Origin of the sequence: Citricoccus sp. SGAir0253 (assembly GCF_005877055.1) — a bacterium.
Lineage (GTDB): Bacteria > Actinomycetota > Actinomycetes > Actinomycetales > Micrococcaceae > Citricoccus.
The window spans coordinates 2,199,203-2,217,910 of record NZ_CP039424.1 but is presented as its reverse complement, the minus strand read 5'-3'; the positions used below and the strand labels follow the sequence as shown (position 1 = coordinate 2,217,910).

At 75.7% G+C, this 18,708-nt stretch carries 18 protein-coding genes; 13 read left to right on the top strand and 5 right to left on the bottom strand.

The window, feature by feature from the left end:
- The first annotated feature begins 34 nt into the window (after positions 1-34).
- Genes atpD through E7744_RS16505 form a run of 3 tightly spaced genes read left to right on the top strand, consistent with a single transcriptional unit; the run spans position 35 to position 2,266 of the window.
- On the top strand, positions 35-1,492 hold the full coding sequence (gene atpD / locus E7744_RS09770; RefSeq protein WP_137773946.1) for a F0F1 ATP synthase subunit beta: 1,458 nt from the start codon (positions 35-37) through the stop codon (positions 1,490-1,492).
- 2 nt (positions 1,493-1,494) lie between these two features.
- Entirely contained in the window at positions 1,495-1,791 is a 297-nt protein-coding gene (locus E7744_RS09765) for a F0F1 ATP synthase subunit epsilon (protein WP_137773945.1), read from the top strand.
- Position 1,792: 1 nt separating this feature from the next.
- Positions 1,793-2,266: a DUF2550 family protein gene (locus E7744_RS16505; RefSeq protein WP_137773944.1), complete on the top strand. Its 474-nt coding sequence runs from the start codon at positions 1,793-1,795 to the stop codon at positions 2,264-2,266.
- Between the two features lie 103 nt (positions 2,267-2,369).
- Here the strand turns inward: E7744_RS16505 and E7744_RS09755 are convergent, their stop codons facing one another.
- Together E7744_RS09755 and nucS are read right to left on the bottom strand one after the other, a co-directional pair.
- Positions 2,370-3,755, bottom strand: coding sequence for a hypothetical protein (locus E7744_RS09755; protein ID WP_137773943.1), 1,386 nt, complete (start codon positions 3,753-3,755; stop codon positions 2,370-2,372).
- Positions 3,733-4,428, bottom strand: a complete 696-nt coding sequence (gene nucS / locus E7744_RS09750) for an endonuclease NucS (protein WP_137773942.1) — start codon at positions 4,426-4,428, stop codon at positions 3,733-3,735. The genes E7744_RS09755 and nucS overlap by 23 nt, the downstream gene beginning before the upstream one ends.
- 61 nt (positions 4,429-4,489) lie before the next feature.
- On the opposite strand from nucS, the gene E7744_RS09745 reads away from it, so the two are divergent.
- The gene (locus E7744_RS09745; protein ID WP_137773941.1) at positions 4,490-4,873 is read left to right on the top strand and encodes a hypothetical protein; all 384 of its coding nucleotides are present in this window, start codon (positions 4,490-4,492) and stop codon (positions 4,871-4,873) included.
- A gap of 92 nt (positions 4,874-4,965) precedes the next feature.
- Entirely contained in the window at positions 4,966-5,796 is an 831-nt protein-coding gene (locus tag E7744_RS09740; protein WP_137773940.1) for an alpha/beta hydrolase, read from the top strand.
- A gap of 38 nt (positions 5,797-5,834) precedes the next feature.
- Here the strand turns inward: E7744_RS09740 and E7744_RS09735 are convergent, their stop codons facing one another.
- Complete coding sequence (locus E7744_RS09735) at positions 5,835-7,250, bottom strand: AI-2E family transporter (RefSeq protein WP_137773939.1); 1,416 nt, start codon at positions 7,248-7,250, stop codon at positions 5,835-5,837.
- 127 nt (positions 7,251-7,377) lie between these two features.
- Between E7744_RS09735 and E7744_RS09730 the strand changes: the two genes are divergently transcribed.
- The 6 genes from E7744_RS09730 to E7744_RS09705 all read left to right on the top strand — a co-directional run bounded on the left by E7744_RS09730 (position 7,378) and on the right by E7744_RS09705 (position 15,356).
- Complete coding sequence (locus E7744_RS09730; protein WP_137773938.1) at positions 7,378-9,123, top strand: hypothetical protein; 1,746 nt, start codon at positions 7,378-7,380, stop codon at positions 9,121-9,123.
- Between the two features lie 38 nt (positions 9,124-9,161).
- Positions 9,162-10,160 carry a co-chaperone YbbN gene (locus E7744_RS09725; RefSeq protein ID WP_246858391.1) on the top strand — a complete coding sequence of 333 codons (999 nt, stop codon included), beginning with the start codon at positions 9,162-9,164 and terminating at the stop codon, positions 10,158-10,160.
- 34 nt (positions 10,161-10,194) lie between these two features.
- Positions 10,195-11,109 carry an ABC transporter ATP-binding protein gene (locus tag E7744_RS09720; protein ID WP_137773937.1) on the top strand — a complete coding sequence of 305 codons (915 nt, stop codon included), beginning with the start codon at positions 10,195-10,197 and terminating at the stop codon, positions 11,107-11,109.
- Entirely contained in the window at positions 11,094-12,668 is a 1,575-nt protein-coding gene (locus tag E7744_RS09715) for a Tat (twin-arginine translocation) pathway signal sequence (protein ID WP_137773936.1), read from the top strand. Before E7744_RS09720 ends, E7744_RS09715 begins: the two co-directional genes overlap by 16 nt.
- Before the next feature lie 142 nt (positions 12,669-12,810).
- The gene (locus E7744_RS09710) at positions 12,811-13,179 is read left to right on the top strand and encodes a DUF3039 domain-containing protein (protein WP_137773935.1); all 369 of its coding nucleotides are present in this window, start codon (positions 12,811-12,813) and stop codon (positions 13,177-13,179) included.
- Between the two features lie 380 nt (positions 13,180-13,559).
- Positions 13,560-15,356 (top strand): DEAD/DEAH box helicase, encoded by a 1,797-nt coding sequence (locus E7744_RS09705; RefSeq protein ID WP_137773934.1) that lies wholly within the window; start codon positions 13,560-13,562, stop codon positions 15,354-15,356.
- Between the two features lie 24 nt (positions 15,357-15,380).
- On the opposite strand, the gene E7744_RS09700 is transcribed toward E7744_RS09705, so the two are convergent.
- The gene (locus E7744_RS09700) at positions 15,381-16,052 is read right to left on the bottom strand and encodes an isochorismatase family protein (RefSeq protein WP_137773933.1); all 672 of its coding nucleotides are present in this window, start codon (positions 16,050-16,052) and stop codon (positions 15,381-15,383) included.
- 25 nt (positions 16,053-16,077) lie between these two features.
- Positions 16,078-17,415, bottom strand: a complete 1,338-nt coding sequence (locus E7744_RS09695; protein ID WP_371415398.1) for a nicotinate phosphoribosyltransferase — start codon at positions 17,413-17,415, stop codon at positions 16,078-16,080.
- Between the two features lie 132 nt (positions 17,416-17,547).
- Here E7744_RS09695 and clpS point away from each other — a divergent pair, with 132 nt between their 5' ends.
- Together clpS and E7744_RS16500 are read left to right on the top strand one after the other, a co-directional pair.
- Positions 17,548-17,916, top strand: a complete 369-nt coding sequence (gene clpS, locus E7744_RS15970) for an ATP-dependent Clp protease adapter ClpS (RefSeq protein ID WP_210417097.1) — start codon at positions 17,548-17,550, stop codon at positions 17,914-17,916.
- Positions 17,916-18,692, top strand: a complete 777-nt coding sequence (locus E7744_RS16500) for a DUF2017 family protein (protein ID WP_137773931.1) — start codon at positions 17,916-17,918, stop codon at positions 18,690-18,692. Before clpS ends, E7744_RS16500 begins: the two co-directional genes overlap by 1 nt.
- The last annotated feature ends 16 nt before the right edge of the window (positions 18,693-18,708 follow it).

The window sequence follows — 18,708 nt, the reverse complement described above, 5'->3', positions numbered from 1 at the left end:
TGCACCCGCCATCCACACCAAAGAAGTGAGAGAGATGACTGCCACCACGAACGAACAGGGCACCGGTACCGCCACCGGCGGCGCCATCGGTCGCATCGCCCGCGTGATCGGTCCGGTGATCGACGCCGAGTTCCCCGCGGACGCCATGCCGGCCGTGTACAACGCCCTGACCGCCGAGCTGACCGTCAACGGCCAGACCCGCACCATCACCTTCGAGACCGCGCAGCACCTGGGCGACAACCTGGTCCGCGCCATCTCCCTGCAGTCCACCGACGGCCTGGTCCGCGGCGCCTCCGTCACCGACACCGGCGCCCCGATCTCCGTGCCGGTCGGCGAGGTCGTCAAGGGCCACATCTTCAACGTGCTCGGCGAGTCCCTGGACGTGCCGACCTCGGAGCTGCAGGTCACCGAGCGCTGGCCGATCCACCGCCCGGCCCCGAACTTCGCCGCCCTCGAGGGCTCCACCGAGATGCTGGAGACCGGCATCAAGGTGATCGACCTGCTCACCCCGTACATCAAGGGCGGCAAGATCGGCCTGTTCGGCGGCGCCGGCGTGGGCAAGACCGTGCTCATCCAGGAGATGATCACCCGTGTGGCCCGCAACTTCGGCGGCACCTCGGTGTTCGCCGGCGTCGGTGAGCGCACGCGTGAGGGCAACGACCTGTGGGTCGAGATGGACGAGGCGGACGTCCTGAAGGACACCGCGCTCGTGTTCGGCCAGATGGACGAGCCGCCGGGAACGCGACTGCGCGTCGCCCTGACCGGCCTGACCATGGCCGAGTACTTCCGCGACGAGATGAACCAGGACGTGCTCCTGTTCATCGACAACATCTTCCGCTTCTCCCAGGCCGGTTCCGAGGTCTCCACGCTGCTGGGCCGCATGCCCTCCGCCGTGGGCTACCAGCCGAACCTGGCCGACGAGATGGGCGTGCTGCAGGAGCGCATCACCTCCACGCGCGGCCACTCCATCACCTCGATGCAGGCCGTGTACGTCCCCGCGGACGACTACACCGACCCGGCCCCGGCCAACGTGTTCGCCCACCTGGACGCCACCACGAACCTGACCCGTTCGCTGGCCTCCCGTGGCCTGTACCCGGCCGTGGACCCGCTGGCCTCGACCTCGCGCATCCTCGACCCGCAGTACGTGGGCCAGGAGCACTACGACGCCGCGACCCGCGTCAAGCAGATCCTGCAGAAGAACAAGGAGCTGCAGGACATCATCGCGATCCTCGGCGTCGACGAGCTCTCGGAGGAGGACAAGATCGTCGTCTCCCGCGCCCGCCGCATCGAGCAGTTCCTGTCCCAGAACACCTACACCGCCAAGCAGTTCACCGGCGTGGAGGGCTCGACCGTGCCGATCAAGGACACCATCGAGGGCTTCAACGCCATCGCCAACGGTGACCTGGACCACGTGGCCGAGCAGGCGTTCTACAACGTCGGCGGCCTCGACGACGTCGAGCGCAACTGGGCCAAGATCCAGTCGGAGAACTGACCATGGCGGACAGGCACGAGCTCGAGGTGGAGATCGTGGCGGAGGACCACTTCGTGTGGTCCGGTCCGGCACAGGCCGTCAGCGCGCGGACCATCGACGGCGAGATCGGCATCCTGCCCGGGCACACGCCGCTGCTCGCGGTGCTGGGCGACGGCGACGTCGTCGTCCAGCAGGCCAACGGCCAGACCGTCACGGCCCACGCCGAGGGCGGGTTCTTCTCCGTGGACAACGACCGCGTGGTGATCGTGGCCGGCGCCGCGACGCTGGACCCCGCCTCCGCCGGACAGGGCGCAGCCTGAGGTGAGTCCCGGCTGGTCGGCCCTGGTCGCCGCGGTGGCAGCCGCGGTGCTGGTCGTCGCCTTCATGGTGGGGTGGCGCTGGCGGACGCTGGTGCGGACACCCGGGACGTTCTCGGCCCGGGTCCGCCCGGCTGGCCGGTCCGGCCGCGGGGCCCGGGTCATCGGCCGCTACGACGAGGCCGGCCTGGACCTCATGAGCGTCTGGTCGGTCGACCCGCGGCCCCGGTGGCGGGCGGCGCGGCACCTGCTGCACCTGCGGCGCTCGGGGCCCGGCCGCCAGGACGGATCGGTGGTGGTGCGCGTGGATGGCGGGCCGTCACCGATCGACCTGGACATGGACTCCGATGCGTGCGCCGGGCTCTCCGCCTGGATCGAGGCCGGCCCCGTGGCGGGCCTCGGCACGTGGCGCGAGGTGCCCCGGCGCTCCTCCCGGCTGCTCCGGCTGCACCGGGGACCTCACCGCCGGGCCCCCTGACGGGCCCGGTCCGCGGGCCGGGCCGTCACCCGTACACCGACGCGGCGCCACTCCAGCGCACCGCACTCCAGCGCACCGCCCCCGGGGCGGTGCGCTGGAGTCGTTAACGGCCGGGAGCGGCGTCCGGAGGAAGGGGCCGCGCCGGCCCGGCGCCCCGCGGGCGCGGCGCGGGACGCTGCGGGAGCACGACGTCGGCCGCCCGGCCGGGAGCGTCCCACACCACCCAGCCGGAGGGGCGCCGGGAGGGCGGCAGCCCGCGGGCGGGGGTGGTGGTGACCGTGCGCACGGCGGTCTCCCACGGCACGCCCCACTCCACGAGCAGTGCGAGCGAGCGGTCCAGGGCCACGGCGCCGGAGGCGAGGGTCGCGCCGGCGGGCCCCGCCGGGCGCCGGGCGGCCGGGGTGCCGGACGGGTCCGCCGCGGCAGCGGACCCCCGCCCCGGCGGGGTGCCGGCCGGCACGGCCGCGGGCGCCAGCGTCGGCGCGGCGGATCCGGCCGCGCGCTCGAGGGCCACCGCCCCCAGACGGTAGCGGCCCGGCGGGGCCTCCGTGGCGGCGGAGGCGTCCGAGACCACGCACACGGCGCCGGGCACCAGGCGGACGACGTCCCGGACGACGGCCGGGTCCACGTGGTGGCCGTCGGCGATGAGCTCGAGCCGCAGCCGTCCGGCGGCCGCCGCGGCGAGGGCTGCGGGCACCGGGCCGGGGCGCCGGTGGTGGAAGCCGGCCATGGCGTTGAACAGGTGCGTGACCGCCGGGACGCGGCCCCCGTCGTGTCGCTCGTCGCGTCCCTGCTGCGGGTCCTCAGGGCCGCCTCGGTGCCGTCCGCCGGGCCGCGAGTCCTCCCGGCCATCGGGGGCACCGCCCGGCCGGTCTGCCAGGCGCTCCAGGGCCGCGACGAACTCCTCGGCCGTCGCGTCGGTGTGGCCGGGGCTGGGGAGCACCCCGGCCGCGAGCAGGGCGGCCTCGAGCCGGTCCGCGCCGGGCAGCTCGGGGGCGTAGGTCATGGCGATGATGGCGTTCGCCCCGTCCGGGGAGCCCGGGGGAGCGTCCTCCCGCGGCCCGGCACCCACACCGGCCGGGGCCGCCCGGCCGGCGCCGGCCGCGAGCAGGGCGCGGACGAGGCCGGGAGCTCCCGGGGCGTCCGGCCGGAGCACGTCGGCGGGGGACTGGGCCCCGCAGCGCCGGGGCGAGAGGAACGGCCCCTCCAGGTGGATCCCCGCGAGCACGCCCTCCCAGACGAGCGGGGCGAGCCGGTGCACGGCGTCGAGCAGCTCGGCGGCCGGCATGGTGGGCACGGAGGCCACCACGCGCGTGACCCCGCGTGCGGCGAGCCCGGCCACGGCCGCCCGGACGGCCGCGGGGGAGGCGGTGGCGAAGTCGACGCCGGCGTGGCCGTGGCAGTGCTGGTCCACGAGCCCGGGCGTGACGAGCCGGCCCGGCGCGTGCGGGCGGCCGGGGGAGGGGTCAGAAGAGGCGGGACTCGGCATCGTCCACGCCGCGCATCGCGTCGTAGTCGAGCGTGAGGCAGCGGATGCCGCGGTCCTCGGCGAGCGTGCGGGCCTGGGGGCGGATCTGCTGGGCCGCGAAGACCCCGCGCACCGGGGCCAGCAGGGGGTCGCGGTTCATCAGCTCGAGGTACCGGGTGAGCTGCTCCACGCCGTCGATGTCCCCGCGGCGCTTGAGCTCCACGGCCACCGTGCCGCCCTCCGCGTCCCGGGCCAGGATGTCCACGGGGCCGATCGCCGTCATGTGCTCGCGGCGCACGAGGGAGTGGCCGGCCCCCAGCAGCTCGATCTGCTCGGCGAGCAGCCGCTGCAGGTCCGCCTCCACGCCGTCCTTGACGAGGCCGGGGTCCACGCCGAGCTCGTGCGAGGAATCGTGCAGCACCTCGAAGAGGTGCACCACGAGCCGGTCGTCGGTCTTGGTGGACTGCACGGTCCACACCTCCGCCACGCCCTCCTCCGCGAGCTCCTCGCCGGGCGGGGCGACGCGCAGGGTGGCCGGCGGGCTCATCCAGTTCAGCGGCTTGTAGGACCCGCCGTCCGAGTGCACCAGCACGGCGCCGTCGGCCTTGACCATCAGCAGCCGGGTGGCCTGGGGCAGGTGGGCGCGCAGGCGCCCCTCGTAGGTCACGGAACACCGGGCAATCACCAAACGCACGTCCGGCAGTCTACTGCCTGGCCCATCCGGTCCCGCGCCGGCACTGTGACACCATGAGGGGGTGCCCCGCTCCAACCGTCCCCGTCGCCGCACCGGCGGTCCCTCCGGCCGCCCCGGCACCGGCGGACCCGCGCGCCGCCGGAACGGGCCGGCGTCGGGCACGGGGACCGGGGGAACGGACGAGCTGGACCGGCTGCTGGGCCTGGACTCCGGGTACCGGCACGAGGACGGGCACGACGGCGGCTGGCACGTGCGCCGGATCCCGGCCTGGCGCGCGGTGAAGGACTACACCTGCCCCGGCTGTGGCCGGCCGATCCCGCCGGGCCTGGCCCACCTCGTGGCCTGGCGCAGCGACTCCGTCCTGGGCGACGAGGCCGCCGCCGCGGACCGGCGGCACTGGCACCCGATGTGCTGGTCCTCCCGCCGCCAGGACGGTCCGTACTGACCGCCCGCCTGGCCGAGCGTCCGACGGACCTGCCGCACGCACCGCACTGACCGCCCTGACCGACCGCCCTGACCGAGCCCGGAAGGACCCCGATGCGCGACCTCTCGCCCGTGCCGGCCACCCCGCCGCCCGCCGGACCCGTCGAGCAGCACTACCGCCGCACGGCCGGCCCCGAGCCGCTGCAGGCGCGCACGGTCCTGCCGGCCCGACGGGAGCGGCTCGTGCTGCGCACCGCCGACGGCCTCGACCTGGTCGGGGAGCTCGCCCTCCCCGAGGACGCCCCGCCGCGGGCCACCCTCGTCACCTTCCACCCGCTGCCGACGGTGGGCGGGCACATGGACATCCACCTGTACCTCAAGGCGGCCCAGTGGCTGCCGGCGACCGCGGGCCTGGCGGTGCTGCGGTTCAACACCCGCGGCACGTGCTCCCGGCGCGGGTGCTCGGACGGGGCGTTCGGCGACGGCGTCGCCGAGCGCGAGGACGTGGCCGCCGCCCTGGCCCTCGTGGCCGAGCGGGGACTGCCGGACCCGTGGCTGGTGGGATGGTCCTTCGGCACCGAGCTGGTGCTCCAGCACGGCACCTCCGTGCCGCACGCCGGGCACGTGCGCGGCGGCATCCTGCTCTCGCCCCCGCTGCGCCGTTCCACGGACGCGGACCTGGACCGCTGGGCGGCCGACGGCCGGCCCCTGCGCGTGCTGGTCCCGGGACTCGACGACTTCCTGCGCCCGGAGGAGGCGCGCCGCCGGTTCGCGCGCGTGCCGCAGGCCGAGGTCGTCGGGGTGGAGGGCGCCCGCCACCTGTGGATCGGCCGGACCTACACCCGCGGGGTGCTCGACGACGTGGCCTCCACCGCGCTGGGCCGCCCCGTGGCGCTGCCCACGGCCTGGGACGGGCCGGTCGTCGCGGACGCCGGCGAGGGCTGACGGCCGCCGCGGCCTGACGGCGGCCGGAGGCCGACGGCCTACAGGCGGTCCTGCCGGGGGATGAGGACCTCCTTGACGACGAGCATGACGGCCGCGGCCAGCGGGATCGCCATCAGCGCGCCGAGGACGCCGAGCAGGGCGGCCCCGGCGATCACCGCGATGACGGCCACGGAACCGGGCACCGCGACGGCCTTGCTCATCACGCGCGGGGACACGAAGTACGCCTCCACCTGGAGGTAGATGAAGTAGATGGCCGCGAACACCACCGCCTGCTGCCAGCCGCCGGCCAGGGCGATGAGCGTGATGATGACCCCGCCCGTGAGGGCGCCGACGAGCGGGATGAACGCCATGAGCCCGGCGAAGAAGGCCAGCAGGGCGCCGAAGGGGATGCCGGCGATCGAGATCGCGACGAAGGCCACGAACCCGTTCAGCACCGCCACGAGGGACTGCCCGATCACGTACAGGCCCACCGAGGACGTGATCTCCTCTCCGAGGTACTCCACCCGGTGGCGGCGCGAGCGCGGGGCGAGGCGGTAGGCCCAGTACTTCATGGCCGGCAGGGAGACCAGGAAGTACAGCGTCAGCACCAGGACGATCAGCACGGAGAAGCCCGTGTTGACGATCGCGGAGCCGACGCCGAAGAGCCCGCCGAAGATCGCCGTGACGTTCGCGGAGTTCCCGACGAACTTCTCCATCTCCGTCGCGGCGAGCTCACGGATGCCGAACCGGGCGTCGAGGTCGTGGAGGAACTGGGACTCCAGGAAGTCGGAGACCATGCGCGGCAGGTCGCCGATGAAGGTCGTGGTCTGCTCCACCACGGTGGGGATCAGCAGCGAGAAGAACGCGGTCAGCAGCGCCGCCAGCAGCAGCACGGCGGCCGCCACGCCCACCCCCCGCGGCGCCCCCCACCCCTCGATACGCCGCACGAGCGGGTCCAGGCCCAGGGCGATGAACAGGGCGGCGCCGATCCACACGAGCAGCTGCGTGTTGGCGGAGAGGATGCCGTAGAGCAGCAGGGCCAGCCCGACCCCCACGGTCAGCAGGAAGCCGGTCTGCACGGGGTGGGCCCAGCTGACGAGGCGCTGGCGGTCCACCGCCGGCGCCGCCTCCCCCTCGGCGCCCTGCTCCGACTCCGGACGCAGCTCGAAGCGGGGCCGGGGCCGGGCCCCGGGCAGCCGATGCCCGGCCAGGAGCCGGCCGACGAGGCCGGAGGCGCGCGCGGTGCCCGGGTGGCCGGGCCGCCGGGGACTCCCCGCCGCACCGGACGCCGCGGCGGGATCGGGTGCGCCGGCCGGGCCCGCCGGGACGGTGGTGCCGTGCGGACCGGTCCCCGGGGTGCCCGCCGGTCCGGCGTCGGGCGACCCCGCGACGGGCTCGCCGGGAGCGGCGGGGCCGGCCGGGTGGGCCTCGGGGGCGGGTCCGGGACCCGGGCGGAGGGAGTCGTGGTCCTGCACAAGCGACAGGCTACGGCACTGACCTGCCGTTATCGTTCGGTGACCTGACGGCTATACTGGGGGCGGGCCATTATGCCCTTCCCCGCCCCCCATGGACAGGTGAGCTGTGCGCGTCGTTTCCGGAATCGTGGCCCTACTGCTGGGGCTCGTGGCCCTGTTCGTCGCCGGCGGACTGCAGACGGTGTGGGCGCCACCGGAGTCGCTGGCGGCCACGGTCCCCGCCGGCACGGAGGAGGCGCCGCTGACGGTGATCACCGAGGGCATCGGCGAGGTCGACGAGGACCCCGTCGAGTTCACGCTGACCGGCGAGGGCTACTTCAACGTCATGCTCGGGCGCGCCCGGGACGTCGAGGCGTGGGTCGGGGACGCCGCCCACAACACCGTCACCGGCGTGGACACCGGCGCGGACCGTGGCGAGGCGCCGCGGATCGAGGTCGAGCACGCCGAGGGGGAGGCGACCGTGCCCAATCCCCGCGACTCGGACCTGTGGCTGGACGTCCAGGTCGGCCGGGACCGGCTCGAACAGCGCTGGACCGTCCCCTCCGAGGGGGAGTGGGCCCTGCTCGTCGCCCGTGACGGCACGGATCCCGCCCCCACCGACCTGACGGTCACCTGGACCAACCGCGCCGGTGACAGCCCGTGGATCGTCCCGCTCTACGTCCTCGGGGGGCTGCTCGTGGCCGCCGGGATCGCCCTGCTCGCCTGGGCCTTGCTGCGCCGGCGCCGCGGTGGCCCCGGTGCGGGCGGCCGCCCGGGTGGGGCCGTGCGCACCGGGACGGTGGCGCACGCCGCCGGCCGGTCGTCCGCCGCCGGCGCCGCCCGCGGCTCCGGGACCACGGCCGTGCGGTCGGCCCGGGGGATCGGTGCCGGCCTCGCGGTGCTGGCCCTCGGCGTGGCCGGCACCGTCCCGGCGGGGGCCCAGGGCCCCGCGGCGACCGACGGCGCGGTCGATGCCCCGGCGGACGCCCAGGAGGAGGCCTACCCCGTGCTGGTGGACAGCCAGCTCGAGCGCATCCTCGGGGATGTCGCGAAGACGGTCGCGGCCGGGGATGAGAAGCGCGACGCCAAGGTCCTCAAGCCCCGCGTGGGGGGAACGGCCCTGCAGATGCGCGACCTGAACTACCGCAACCGGGACATCGACGAGGAGCGGAACGCGCCCGCCCCGATCGCCGCCTCGCCCGTGCTGTCCGCCGTGGCGGTCTCCGACCCGGCGTTCCCGCGCACGGCCATGGCCGTGACCGAGGGCAAGGGCAACGACACCCCGCAGGTCCTCGTGCTGCGCCAGGAGTCGGCGCGCCAGCAGTACCGGCTCGTGGACACCGTCCCGATGACCCCCGGCGCCGAGCTGCCCGGCGGGACCCTCGAGCAGGCCGGCGTGGCCACCCTCGACCCCGCGGACGCCGCCGGACTGGTGATGTCCCCCGCCGACGCCATGGCCGGGACGGCGCGGTACCTGAACGTCCCGGAGCATGACTTCTCCGAGCGCATCGCGCCCAACCCCTACGCGAAGGCCGTGCACGACTACCAGCGCGAACAGGTGGAGTCCGCGGACGACGCGCGGCTGCGCTTCGAGCGCACCGAGGTGCAGGACTCGGTCACCGCGCTGCGGCTCGCGGACGGATCGGCGCTCGTGGTCGGCGCGCTCGACGCCGACACCCTCGCCTCCCCGCGCGAGCGCGGTGGCTCCGTGATCGTGGACGACCTCGTCGCCGAGGTGGGCGGGGGAGACCGGGAGACGGGCGGCGGCGTCCGCATGACGTACCGTGAGGTCGTGGCCCTGCACGTCCCGGCGGACGGGACGCGCGGGAACGAGTCCAAGGTCTCCCTCGTGGGCGTGGCCGACGAGCTGCGCTCGGTGGAGTTCCTGGACTGACGCCGCCCGACCCACCGACGAGACCCAGGAGACCCGCCATGTCCCAGCAGCCTCCCGCCATGCCGTCCCACCTGCGGGGCGCCGTCGACCTGTCCGGACTGCAGCGCTCCTCCTCCGGGGCCCGCCCCGCCGGGCCCGCGGCCGTGCCGGGGACCGCCCGTCCCGGGGCCGGTCCCGCGGGAAGGGACCAGCCGGCCGAGGGCACGTGGGTGCTCGACGGCGTCCGGCAGGCCGACCTGCAGCAGCTCGTGCAGCTCTCCGGCCGGGTCCCCGTCCTGATCCACCTCGCCGCCCCGTCCGACCCGGTCAGCGGCGAGCTGGACGCCCTGCTCGCCCCCGAGGTCGACCGCCGCGGCGGTCGCCTCGTGCTGGCACGCATCGACACCGATGCCGAGCCCCAGGCCCTGCAGGCCTTCGGGCTGGCCGCGGGGCCGGCCGTCGTCGCCGTCCTGGGCGGCCAGCCGATCCCCGTGCTGAACCAGGCGGTGCCCGCCGAGCAGCTCGCCCAGCTCCTCGACGAGCTGCTGGCCGCCGCCGCCCAGAACGGGATGACCGGCGCGGTGCCGCCGCTCGGCCCGCCGCGGGACCGGGCCGCCGGCGGGGAGGCCGCGGCCCCGCCCCCGCTGCCGCCGCTGCACCAGGAGGCCATCGAGGCGATCGACCGCGGCGACTACGCCGCGGCCACGGACGCCTACCGGCGCGCCCTGGCGGAGAACCCCGGCGACGAGGACGCGAGGATCGGCCTGTCCCAGGCCGGGCTGTTCGCGCGCACCGCCACGATGGACGCCGCCGCCGTGCGCGAGCGCGCGGCCGGGGCACCGGACGACGTCCAGGCGCAGCTGGACGTGGCCGACCTCGACCTGCTGGGGGGCCACGTGGAGGACGCGTTCGCCCGCCTGGTGCGGTTCATCGCCGCCCACCCGGGGCCCGAGCGCAACACCGCGCGCGAGCACCTGGTGGACCTGTACGCGGTCGTGGGGGACCAGGACCCCCGCACCGCGGCCTCCCGCAAGGCCCTCGCCCGCGCCCTGTTCTGAGCCGGGCCGGGCCGGTCCTTGCTACGGTGAGGCCATGAGCGCGCCCGAGCCCCTTCCCGGATCCCTCCCGCCCCCCGGCCGGCCGCTCCGGGTCCCGGACGGAGCGGCGGACCGCCCGGACGACCGCAGGACGGACGACCGCGGGGACCAGGCGGCGGACGGCCCCTCCGGGCGCGACGGCGAGGACCTTCCGGACCCGCACTTCGCCCTCGCCGTCCGGGGCCTGGCCAAGCGCTTCGGCGAGCGGATCGCCGTCGACGGCCTCTCCCTCGACGTCCCGGCGGGGTCGTTCTACGGCCTCGTGGGACCCAACGGCGCCGGCAAGACGACGGCGATGTCCATGGTGACGGGACTGCTGCGCCCCGACCACGGCCGCGCCTGGGTCCACGGCACCGACGTCTGGGCCGAGCCCCTCGTGGCGAAACGGCGGATGGGGGTGCTCGCCGACGGGGTGCGGCTGTTCGACCGGCTGACGGGCGAGCAGCTGGTGACCTACGCCGGCCTGCTGCGCGGCCTGGACCGGCAGACCGTGGCCCGGCGCACCGCCGACCTGTTGCGCGTCCTGGACCTCGCGGCGGACGCCGGCCGGCTCGTGGTGGACTACTCGGCCGGGATGACCAAGAAGGTCGCGCTCGCCTGTGCCCTCGTCCACGCCCCGCGGGTGCTCGTGCTGGACGAGCCCTTCGAGGCGGTGGACCCCGTCTCGGCCGCCACCATCCGCGCCCTCCTGGCGGAGTTCGTGGCCTCGGGCGGGACCGTGGTCGTCTCGAGCCACGTCATGGACCTCGTCCAGCGCATGTGCGACCACGTGGCCGTCATCGCCCGGGGCACCCTGCTGGCCGCCGGGACGGTGGACGAGGTGCGCCGGGGCCGCTCGCTCGAGGAGCGGTTCGTGGAGCTCGTGGGCGGCGCGGCCACGCCGGAGGGGCTGACGTGGTTGCACACCTGATGCGGATGAGGCTGGCGCTGGCGGTCAACGGGTGGCGGCGCAGCACCTTCCAGCTCGTGCTGGCCATCCTGGCGATGCTCTACGCCGTGGCGATGCTCGGACTGTGGGGGATCGGGGCCGCCGCGCTGGCCCAGCTCGAGGTGCCGCTGCGCGGCACGGTCCTCGTGCTCGCGGGAGCCCTCGTGGTGGTGGCCTGGATGACCATCCCGGTCTTCCTCACCGGCGTGGACCTCACGCTGGACCCGGCCGCCTTCGCCACCTTCGGCATCCCCACCCGCACCCTCGTGGCGGGCCTGGCGCTCGCCGGCCTGGTCACGGTCCCCGGTGCGGCCACCCTGGCGGCGTGGCTGCTGTCCTGCCTGGCCTGGACGGACGCCCCGGCCGCCCTCGTCGCCGCCGTCCCGGCCGCGGTGCTCGGGGCGCTGACCTGCGTCTGCCTGTCCCACGCGGTGACCGGGCTGCTCGCGGCCTACACGGGGCGCCGGCGCATCCGCGAGGTGATCTCCCTCGTGGCGATCGTGCCCCTGATGTTCGGCGGCCTCGCCGTCTCCGCCGTCGCCGGGTCGGTCGCGGACGCGCTGCACGCCCTGCCCGGCCTAGCCCGGGGGCTGGCGTGGACCCCGCTGGGCTCGTTCGCCGCCGTGCCGTGGTCCGTGGCGGAGGGGCGCTGGGCGGAGGCCGCCGGCCAGGGGCTGCTGTGCCTGGCCTGGCTCGCCGGCGCGCTGCGCCTGTGGCAGGCGGCCGTGGACCGCGCCGCCGAGCGCGTCGGCACCGCCGGGGCCGGCGGCCGGCCGCCCCGCACGGGGCCGGGCCTGCTCGGCATCCTGCCGGCCACCCCGGCCGGGGCCATCGCCGCGCGCTCGCTGCTGTACTGGGTGCGGGACCCGCGGTACACGGCCTCCCTCGTGGTGATCCCGCTGCTGGCCGTGCTGTTCTGGCTCCTCGGTGCCCAGTCCGGGGACCACGTCATGGTCCTGGTGGTGGGACCGCTCACCGGGTTCCTGCTCGGCTACGCCATCTCGGCGGACATCGCCTACGACGGCTCGGCCTTCGCCCTGCACGTCACCTCCGGGGTGTCGGGCCGGGACGACCGGACCGGCCGGGTCGGGGCCCTGCTGCTCTGGGCGGTGCCCGTCACCACCATGGTCACGGTGCTCACGGCGTGGCCGGCCGGCGCGTGGACGGTCCTGCCCGGCCTGCTGGGCGTGGCCCTCGGGGCGCTGCTCACGGGGGCGGGGGTGTCCGCGGTCTCCTCGGCCCGGTTCATCTACCCCGTGCCGAAGCCGGGGGCGAGCCCCTTCGCGACGCCGGAGGGCTCCGTCCTGCGGGTCATGGTCGTCTCGCTGGGCGCCCTCGTGGTGATCGGCCTGCTGACCCTGCCCGAGCTCGCCCTGTTCGCCGCGGGCCTGGTGACGGGCTCCGTGCTCCTCCACTGGCTGTCGCTGGCCGCGGGGCTGGCGTGCGGCTCCCTCGTGCTGTGGCTGGGGATCCGCGTGGGCGGCCGGTGGTTCGACCGCGCCCAGGCCGAGACCTACCAGTCGGTGCTGGACTTCGCCTAGGGCCGGACTCCGCCCGGGCCAAGCGGCGCGCCCGGCCCGGCCGGCGCGGTGGGTCCGGCGGGACCGCCCGGTCCGCGCCGTCCCGGTCCGCTCCGTCCCGGTCCCGGCGTGCCGCCACGGGCGGAGCGCTAGACTGGTCGGCATGAGTCTGCCTGCCGAGCCCGATGTGAACGAACCCGGCGCACCGCAGGGTCCCGGCGGTGCCGGGGCCGCCGTGCTGGACCGCAAGGAGCAGCTGCAGGACGCCGAGCCGGGCGACCACGAGCGCTTCTCCCACTACGTCCGCAAGGAGAAGATCATGGAGTCCGCCCTGACGGGCGAGCCCGTGGTGGCCCTGTGCGGCAAGGTGTGGACGCCGGGCCGTGACCCGGAGCGCTTCCCGGTGTGCCCGGAGTGCAAGGAGATCTACGAGGGCCTCAGGCCCGGCGGCGGCGACGGCTCCGGCTCGGGGGGCGGCTCCGGTTCCGGGGGCGGCGGTCGCGGCTGGTTCGGCGGCCGGGGTCGCGGCTGACCCCTTCCGCGCGTCCAGGAGCACACCGGCACGGCCCTGCGGCCCGCCCCGCGGCGGACGTGGGACGGGTCGCTCCCGGCCCCCGCGTCGGGGCCGCAACGGTCCCGGACCCGGTTCCGCCCCGGTCCTGGGCCGGCGTCGATCCGGTCCCGTGACCTCCGGTGTCCGCGCCGCGGGCCGGGGACGGACGGCAGGGGTCGCCGAGGCCGCCCCGGACGCCCGCACCACCCGCACCCCGCACACCCCGTCGTCCCGCGAGCCGGCCCGTCACCCGCGGGTGACCACGCCACCGTCCGTCCCCGACGGCCCACGCCCCGGACCCGCCCGCCGCGGACCGGCGGCACGCCCACACCCCGCCCTGAGGAGGCCAGCGAAACTCCGTGTCCGATGCACTGTTCCATCTCGGTGAAGACCTCCCCCCGGCGCTGCCGGAGCGGGCCGCGTGGGGTACCGCCCCGAAGCTGCGCCAGTGGCAGCAGGAGGCGCTCGAGCTGTACTTCTCGAAGCAGCCCCAGGACTTCCTGGCCGTCGCGACCCCCGGGGCCGGCAAGACGACCTTCGCCCTGCGCGTGGCGAGGATGCTCGTGGAGGCCGGGACGGTCAGCCGGATCACGGTGGTGGCGCCCACGGAGCACCTCAAGCGCCAGTGGGCGGACTCCGCCGCCCGCATCGGCCTGGCGATCGACCCCAACTTCAAGAACGCCGACGGCCGCCACGGCGACGAGTACATCGGCGTCGCCCTGACCTACGCGCAGGTGGCCTCCAAGCCCATCCTGCACCGCAACCGCACGGAGAACGCGCGCACGCTCGTGATCCTGGACGAGATCCACCACGGCGGTGACGCCCTGAGCTGGGGCGATGCCATCCGCGAGGCGTTCGAGCCCGCGGCCCGGCGCCTGGCCCTGACCGGCACCCCGTTCCGCTCGGACACCGCGGCCATCCCGTTCGTGCAGTACGCGGACGACGGCGACGGCATCCGCCGCTCGAAGTCCGACTACACCTACGGCTACGGCCCCGCGCTGCGCGACCACGTGGTCCGCCCGGTGATCTTCATGGCCTACTCGGGCCAGATGCGCTGGCAGACCTCCACGGGCGACGTCATGGAGGCCCAGCTCGGGGAGGCCGCCACCAAGGACATCACCGCCCAGGCCTGGCGCACGGCCCTGGACCCGGAGGGCGAGTGGATCCCCTCCGTGCTGCGGGCGGCCGACCGGCGGCTGACCGAGGTGCGGCGCAACGTCCCGGACGCGGGGGCGCTCGTCATCGCCACCGACCACGAGGACGCCCGCGCCTACGCGGCGCAGCTGCAGGCGATCACGGGCGAGGAGGCCACCGTCGTCCTGTCCGACGACAAGGGCGCCTCCGAGCGGATCGAGGACTTCTCGGCCGGGACCCAGCGCTGGATGGTGGCGGTGCGCATGGTGTCCGAGGGCGTCGACGTGCCCCGGCTGTGCGTCGGCGTCTACGCCACCTCGACGTCGACCCCCCTGTTCTTCGCCCAGGCCGTCGGGCGCTTCGTGCGCTCCCGGCGGCGCGGCGAGACCGCGAGCGTGTTCCTGCCCTCGGTGCCCCAGCTGATGCTGCTGGCCAACGAGATGGAGGCCGAGCGCGACCACGCCCTCGACCGGCCCGAGGCCGGTCCCGGCGTCCTCGAGTCGGAGAACCTGTCCCTGTCCCCCGAGGAGGACCTGCTGGCGGCCGCGAACCGCCAGGAGAGGGCCTCGGACTCCCTGACGCGCTCGGAGTTCAAGGCCCTCGAGTCCCAGGCGGCGTTCGACCGGGTCCTGTTCGACGGCGCCGAGTTCGGCACGGGCGGTGCGATCGGCTCGGAGGACGAGCTGGACTTCCTCGGCATCCCCGGGCTGCTGGACCCGGACCAGGTCGGCCAGTTGCTGCGCCAGCGGCAGGCCGAGCAGCTGCGCCGCCGGCCGAAGGCCGGGCACGCCGGCGCACCCGAGGCCCCGGCCGGCGTCGTGGACCACCGGCGGCTCAAGGAGATGCGGACCCAGCTGTCCAAGAACGTCTCCGCGTGGTCGGCGCGGTCCGGCACCCCGCACGGGGTCATCCACAACCGGCTGCGGGAGATCAGCGGCGGCCCGGCGGTGGCGCAGGCGACGGCGGAGCAGATCGAGACGCGGCTGAAGACGCTGCAGGGCTGGTTCGTCGGCCGGACGTGACGGGCGGCGGCCGGTGCCGCCGGACTACTCGGCCGCGCCGCCCCAGGACTCGAGCACCGCGCCGTGGTCGGCCATCAGCTCGAGCGCCTCGGCCGAGCGGTCCTCGTCCACGCCGGCCACGAGGTCGGTGTAGACGACCGTGTCGTAGCCGGCGTCGATCGCGTCGAGCACGGTGGCCCGCACGCAGTGGTCGGTGGCGATGCCCACCACGGCGACCGCGTCGATGCCCCTCGACCGCAGCCAGTCGTCCAGGCCCGGGGCGTCCTCCTCGACCGCGGCGGCCGCCGCGGCGGTGGCCCCCCACGGTCCGGCGGGGCCCTCGGGGGCCCCGGAGCGGACGAGGTCGGGACTGCCGAGCTGCCCGTCGAAGCCGGAGTAGGCGCTGTCGTAGCGGCCCTTGAGGAACTGGGCGTCCACGTGCTCCGCGTCCAGGCCCGGGTGCAGCTCCGCGCCCGGGGTGCCCGCGACGCAGTGCACCGGCCAGGAGCGCGCGTAGTCCGGCGCCGTACCGGCGGGGGCGAAGTGGTCGCCCGGCTCGACGTGCCAGTCGCGGGTCGCCACGACGGCGTCGAACTCGGGGCCGTGCTCCTCGAGGAAGGCGGTGATCCGCTCGGCGGTGGCCGCGCCGCCCTCGACGGCGAGGCTTCCCCCCTCGCAGAAGTCGTTCTGCACGTCCACGATCACGAGCGCTCGCATGGTGATTCCTTCCTCTGGGGTGCCGTCAGGACTGGCTGAAGACGGTGGGGATGGCCGGTTCGCCCGGCTGCAGCCGGTGCACGGAGGCCGGCAGCTCGGCGAGGGACTGCCGGTGGCGCTCGGCCGCCCGGGCCACGCCCTCGGGCCCGGTCCACCCGGGCTGCAGCTCCCCGTCCCGGACGAGGACGTGCTGCAGCGGGCGGTCGTCGTCGTCGAGCTCGGGGGAGGCGCCCACGCCGACCAGCTCGGCGGTGGCCCGGCCCGCGGCGTCGAGCCGGCGCGCGGCCACCTTCCGCCCGCCGTGCGAGACCTTCCCCGAGGCCGCCTTGGCCACGTCCACCCACCGGCCGTCGTCGTCCTGGCGGCTCACGAGCTTGTAGACCATGGACGCCGTGGGCGCGCCGGAGCCGGTGACGAGCCGGGTGCCCACGCCGTAGGAGTCGACCGGCGCCGAGCGCAGGTAGGCGATCGCGTACTCGTCCAGGTCGGAGGTGACCATGATGCCCGTGCGCGGGTTGCCCAGGTCGTCGAGCAGCCGGCGCACCCGGTGCGCCTGCTCGACGAGGTCGCCCGAGTCCAGGCGGACGTTGCGCAGGTCCGGGCCGGCGACCTCGACGGCGGTCCGCACGCCCTGCTCGACGTCGTAGGTGTCCACGAGCAGGGTGGTGTCCCGGCCGAGCGAGGCGACCTGGGCCTCGAACGCCTCGCGCTCGGAGTCGTGCAGCAGGGTGAAGGAGTGCGCCGCGGTGCCCACGGTGCGCACGCCGTACCGCAGGCCCGCGGCGAGGTTCGAGGTGGAGCGGAACCCGGCGATGACGGCCGCCCGGGAGGCGGCCACGGCCGCTTCCTCGTTGATGCGCCGCGCGCCCATCTCGATGCAGGGCCGGTCCCCGGCGGCGGAGGTCATCCGGGACGCGGCCGAGGCCACGGCAGAGTCGTAGTTCAGCACCGAGAGCAGGTAGGTCTCGAGGATGCACGCCTCGGCGAAGGTCGACTCCACCTGGAGGATGGGAGAGTGGGGGAAGAACGCCTCGCCCTCGGCGTAGCCGTGGACGTCGCCCGAGAAGCGGAAGTCGGCCAGCCACGCCAGGGTCTCGTCGTCGACCACGTGGTGGTCGGCCAGGAAGTCCAGCTCCTCCGTGCCGAAGCGGAACGTGCACAGCCCCTCCAGGAGCCGGCCCGTCCCGGCGACCACGCCGTAGCGCCGCCCCTCGGCCAGCCGCCGCGTGAAGACCTCGAACACGCTGCGCCGGTGGGCGGCGCCCGAGCGCAGGGCGGCCTGCAGCATCGTGAGCTCGTAGTGGTCCGTGAACAGCGAGGTGGGCAGGAGCCAGTCGGGGGTCGCCGTGGGTTTCTGCTCGATCACGGGTGCCACCCTACAACCCCCGGCGGCCCCGGGCGGGCGCCGTCCCGCGCCGTCCCGGCGCTGTCCCGGGGCTGTCCCGGCGCCGCCCGGGCACGGCCCGCCGGGGAGGCGGGCCGTAGAATGGAGGCCATGTCCGCCAGCAGTCACCTCACCCTGCCCCCGGCCCCGGGACCCGGACCCGGACCCGGCACCACGCCCGGCGGCGCCACCGGCGTGCTCGAGCGCCCGGAGGCCGGCGAGCTCACCGCGCTGGACCGTCCCTGGCGGGTGGTCGTGTGGAACGACCCCGTGAACCTCATGAGCTACGTGTCCTACGTCTTCCGCTCCTATTTCGGCTTCAGCCGCGAGAAGGCCGACCGGCTCATGCTCCAGGTGCACGAGGAGGGCAGGGCCGTGGTCGCGACCGGCGGCCGCGAGGAGTCCGAGCGCCACGTGCAGGCGATGCACGGCTACGGGCTGTGGGCCACCCTGCAGCACGACGAGGGGGAGGGCGACTGATGGCACGGGCCTTCAAGAGCACGCCGAGGGGCTTCGTCGCCGACCTCGAGCGGGCGGAGCGGCGGCTGCTGCGGACGCTGTTCCAGGACGTCATCCAGCTCCTGTCCGAGGAGGACGAGGGGGACCGCCGGGACGTCGGCGCGCCCGGACCCGTCGGCGCGCCCGGCGCCGGCGCGCCCGGCGCCGGCGCGTCCCGGGACCCGGACCGGGACCCGGACGGGGACGCCGCGTTCTGGGACATCGTCGCCGGCCTCGGCGCCCTCGGCGAGGGTGCGGCCGGCGGCCCCACGGCGGCCGGCGGCCCGACGGCGGCCGGCACCGTGCCGTCCGCGGGCCCGTTCCCGGACGCGCATCCCGGCGCCGGCCCGGTCGGGCCCCGCCGCCGGGCGCCCGAGGACCCGGCGCTGGCGCGGCTGCTGCCCTCCGGCGTCGAGGGCGACGAGGAGGCGGCCGGCGAGTTCCGTGCGCTCACCGAGGAGGCCGTGCGCCGGTCCAAGACCGACGACCTGCAGCGGGCCGTCGCGGCACTGCAGGCCAATCCCGTGGTGCTCTCCGAGGCGGAGGCCGTCTCGTTCGGCCGCGCGCTCAACGACGTGCGCCTCGTGCTGTCGGCGCGGCTGGGCATCGAGACCGAGGAGGACGCTGAGCGCGTCCACGAGGTGGACGACTGGTCCGAGGCCACGGACGTCGAGTCCTACATGGCGCTGCTGTACAACTTCACGACGTGGCTGCTCGAGACGCTCATGACGGCGCTGTCCTCCCGGCTGTCCGACTGAGGCCGCGCCCCCGCCG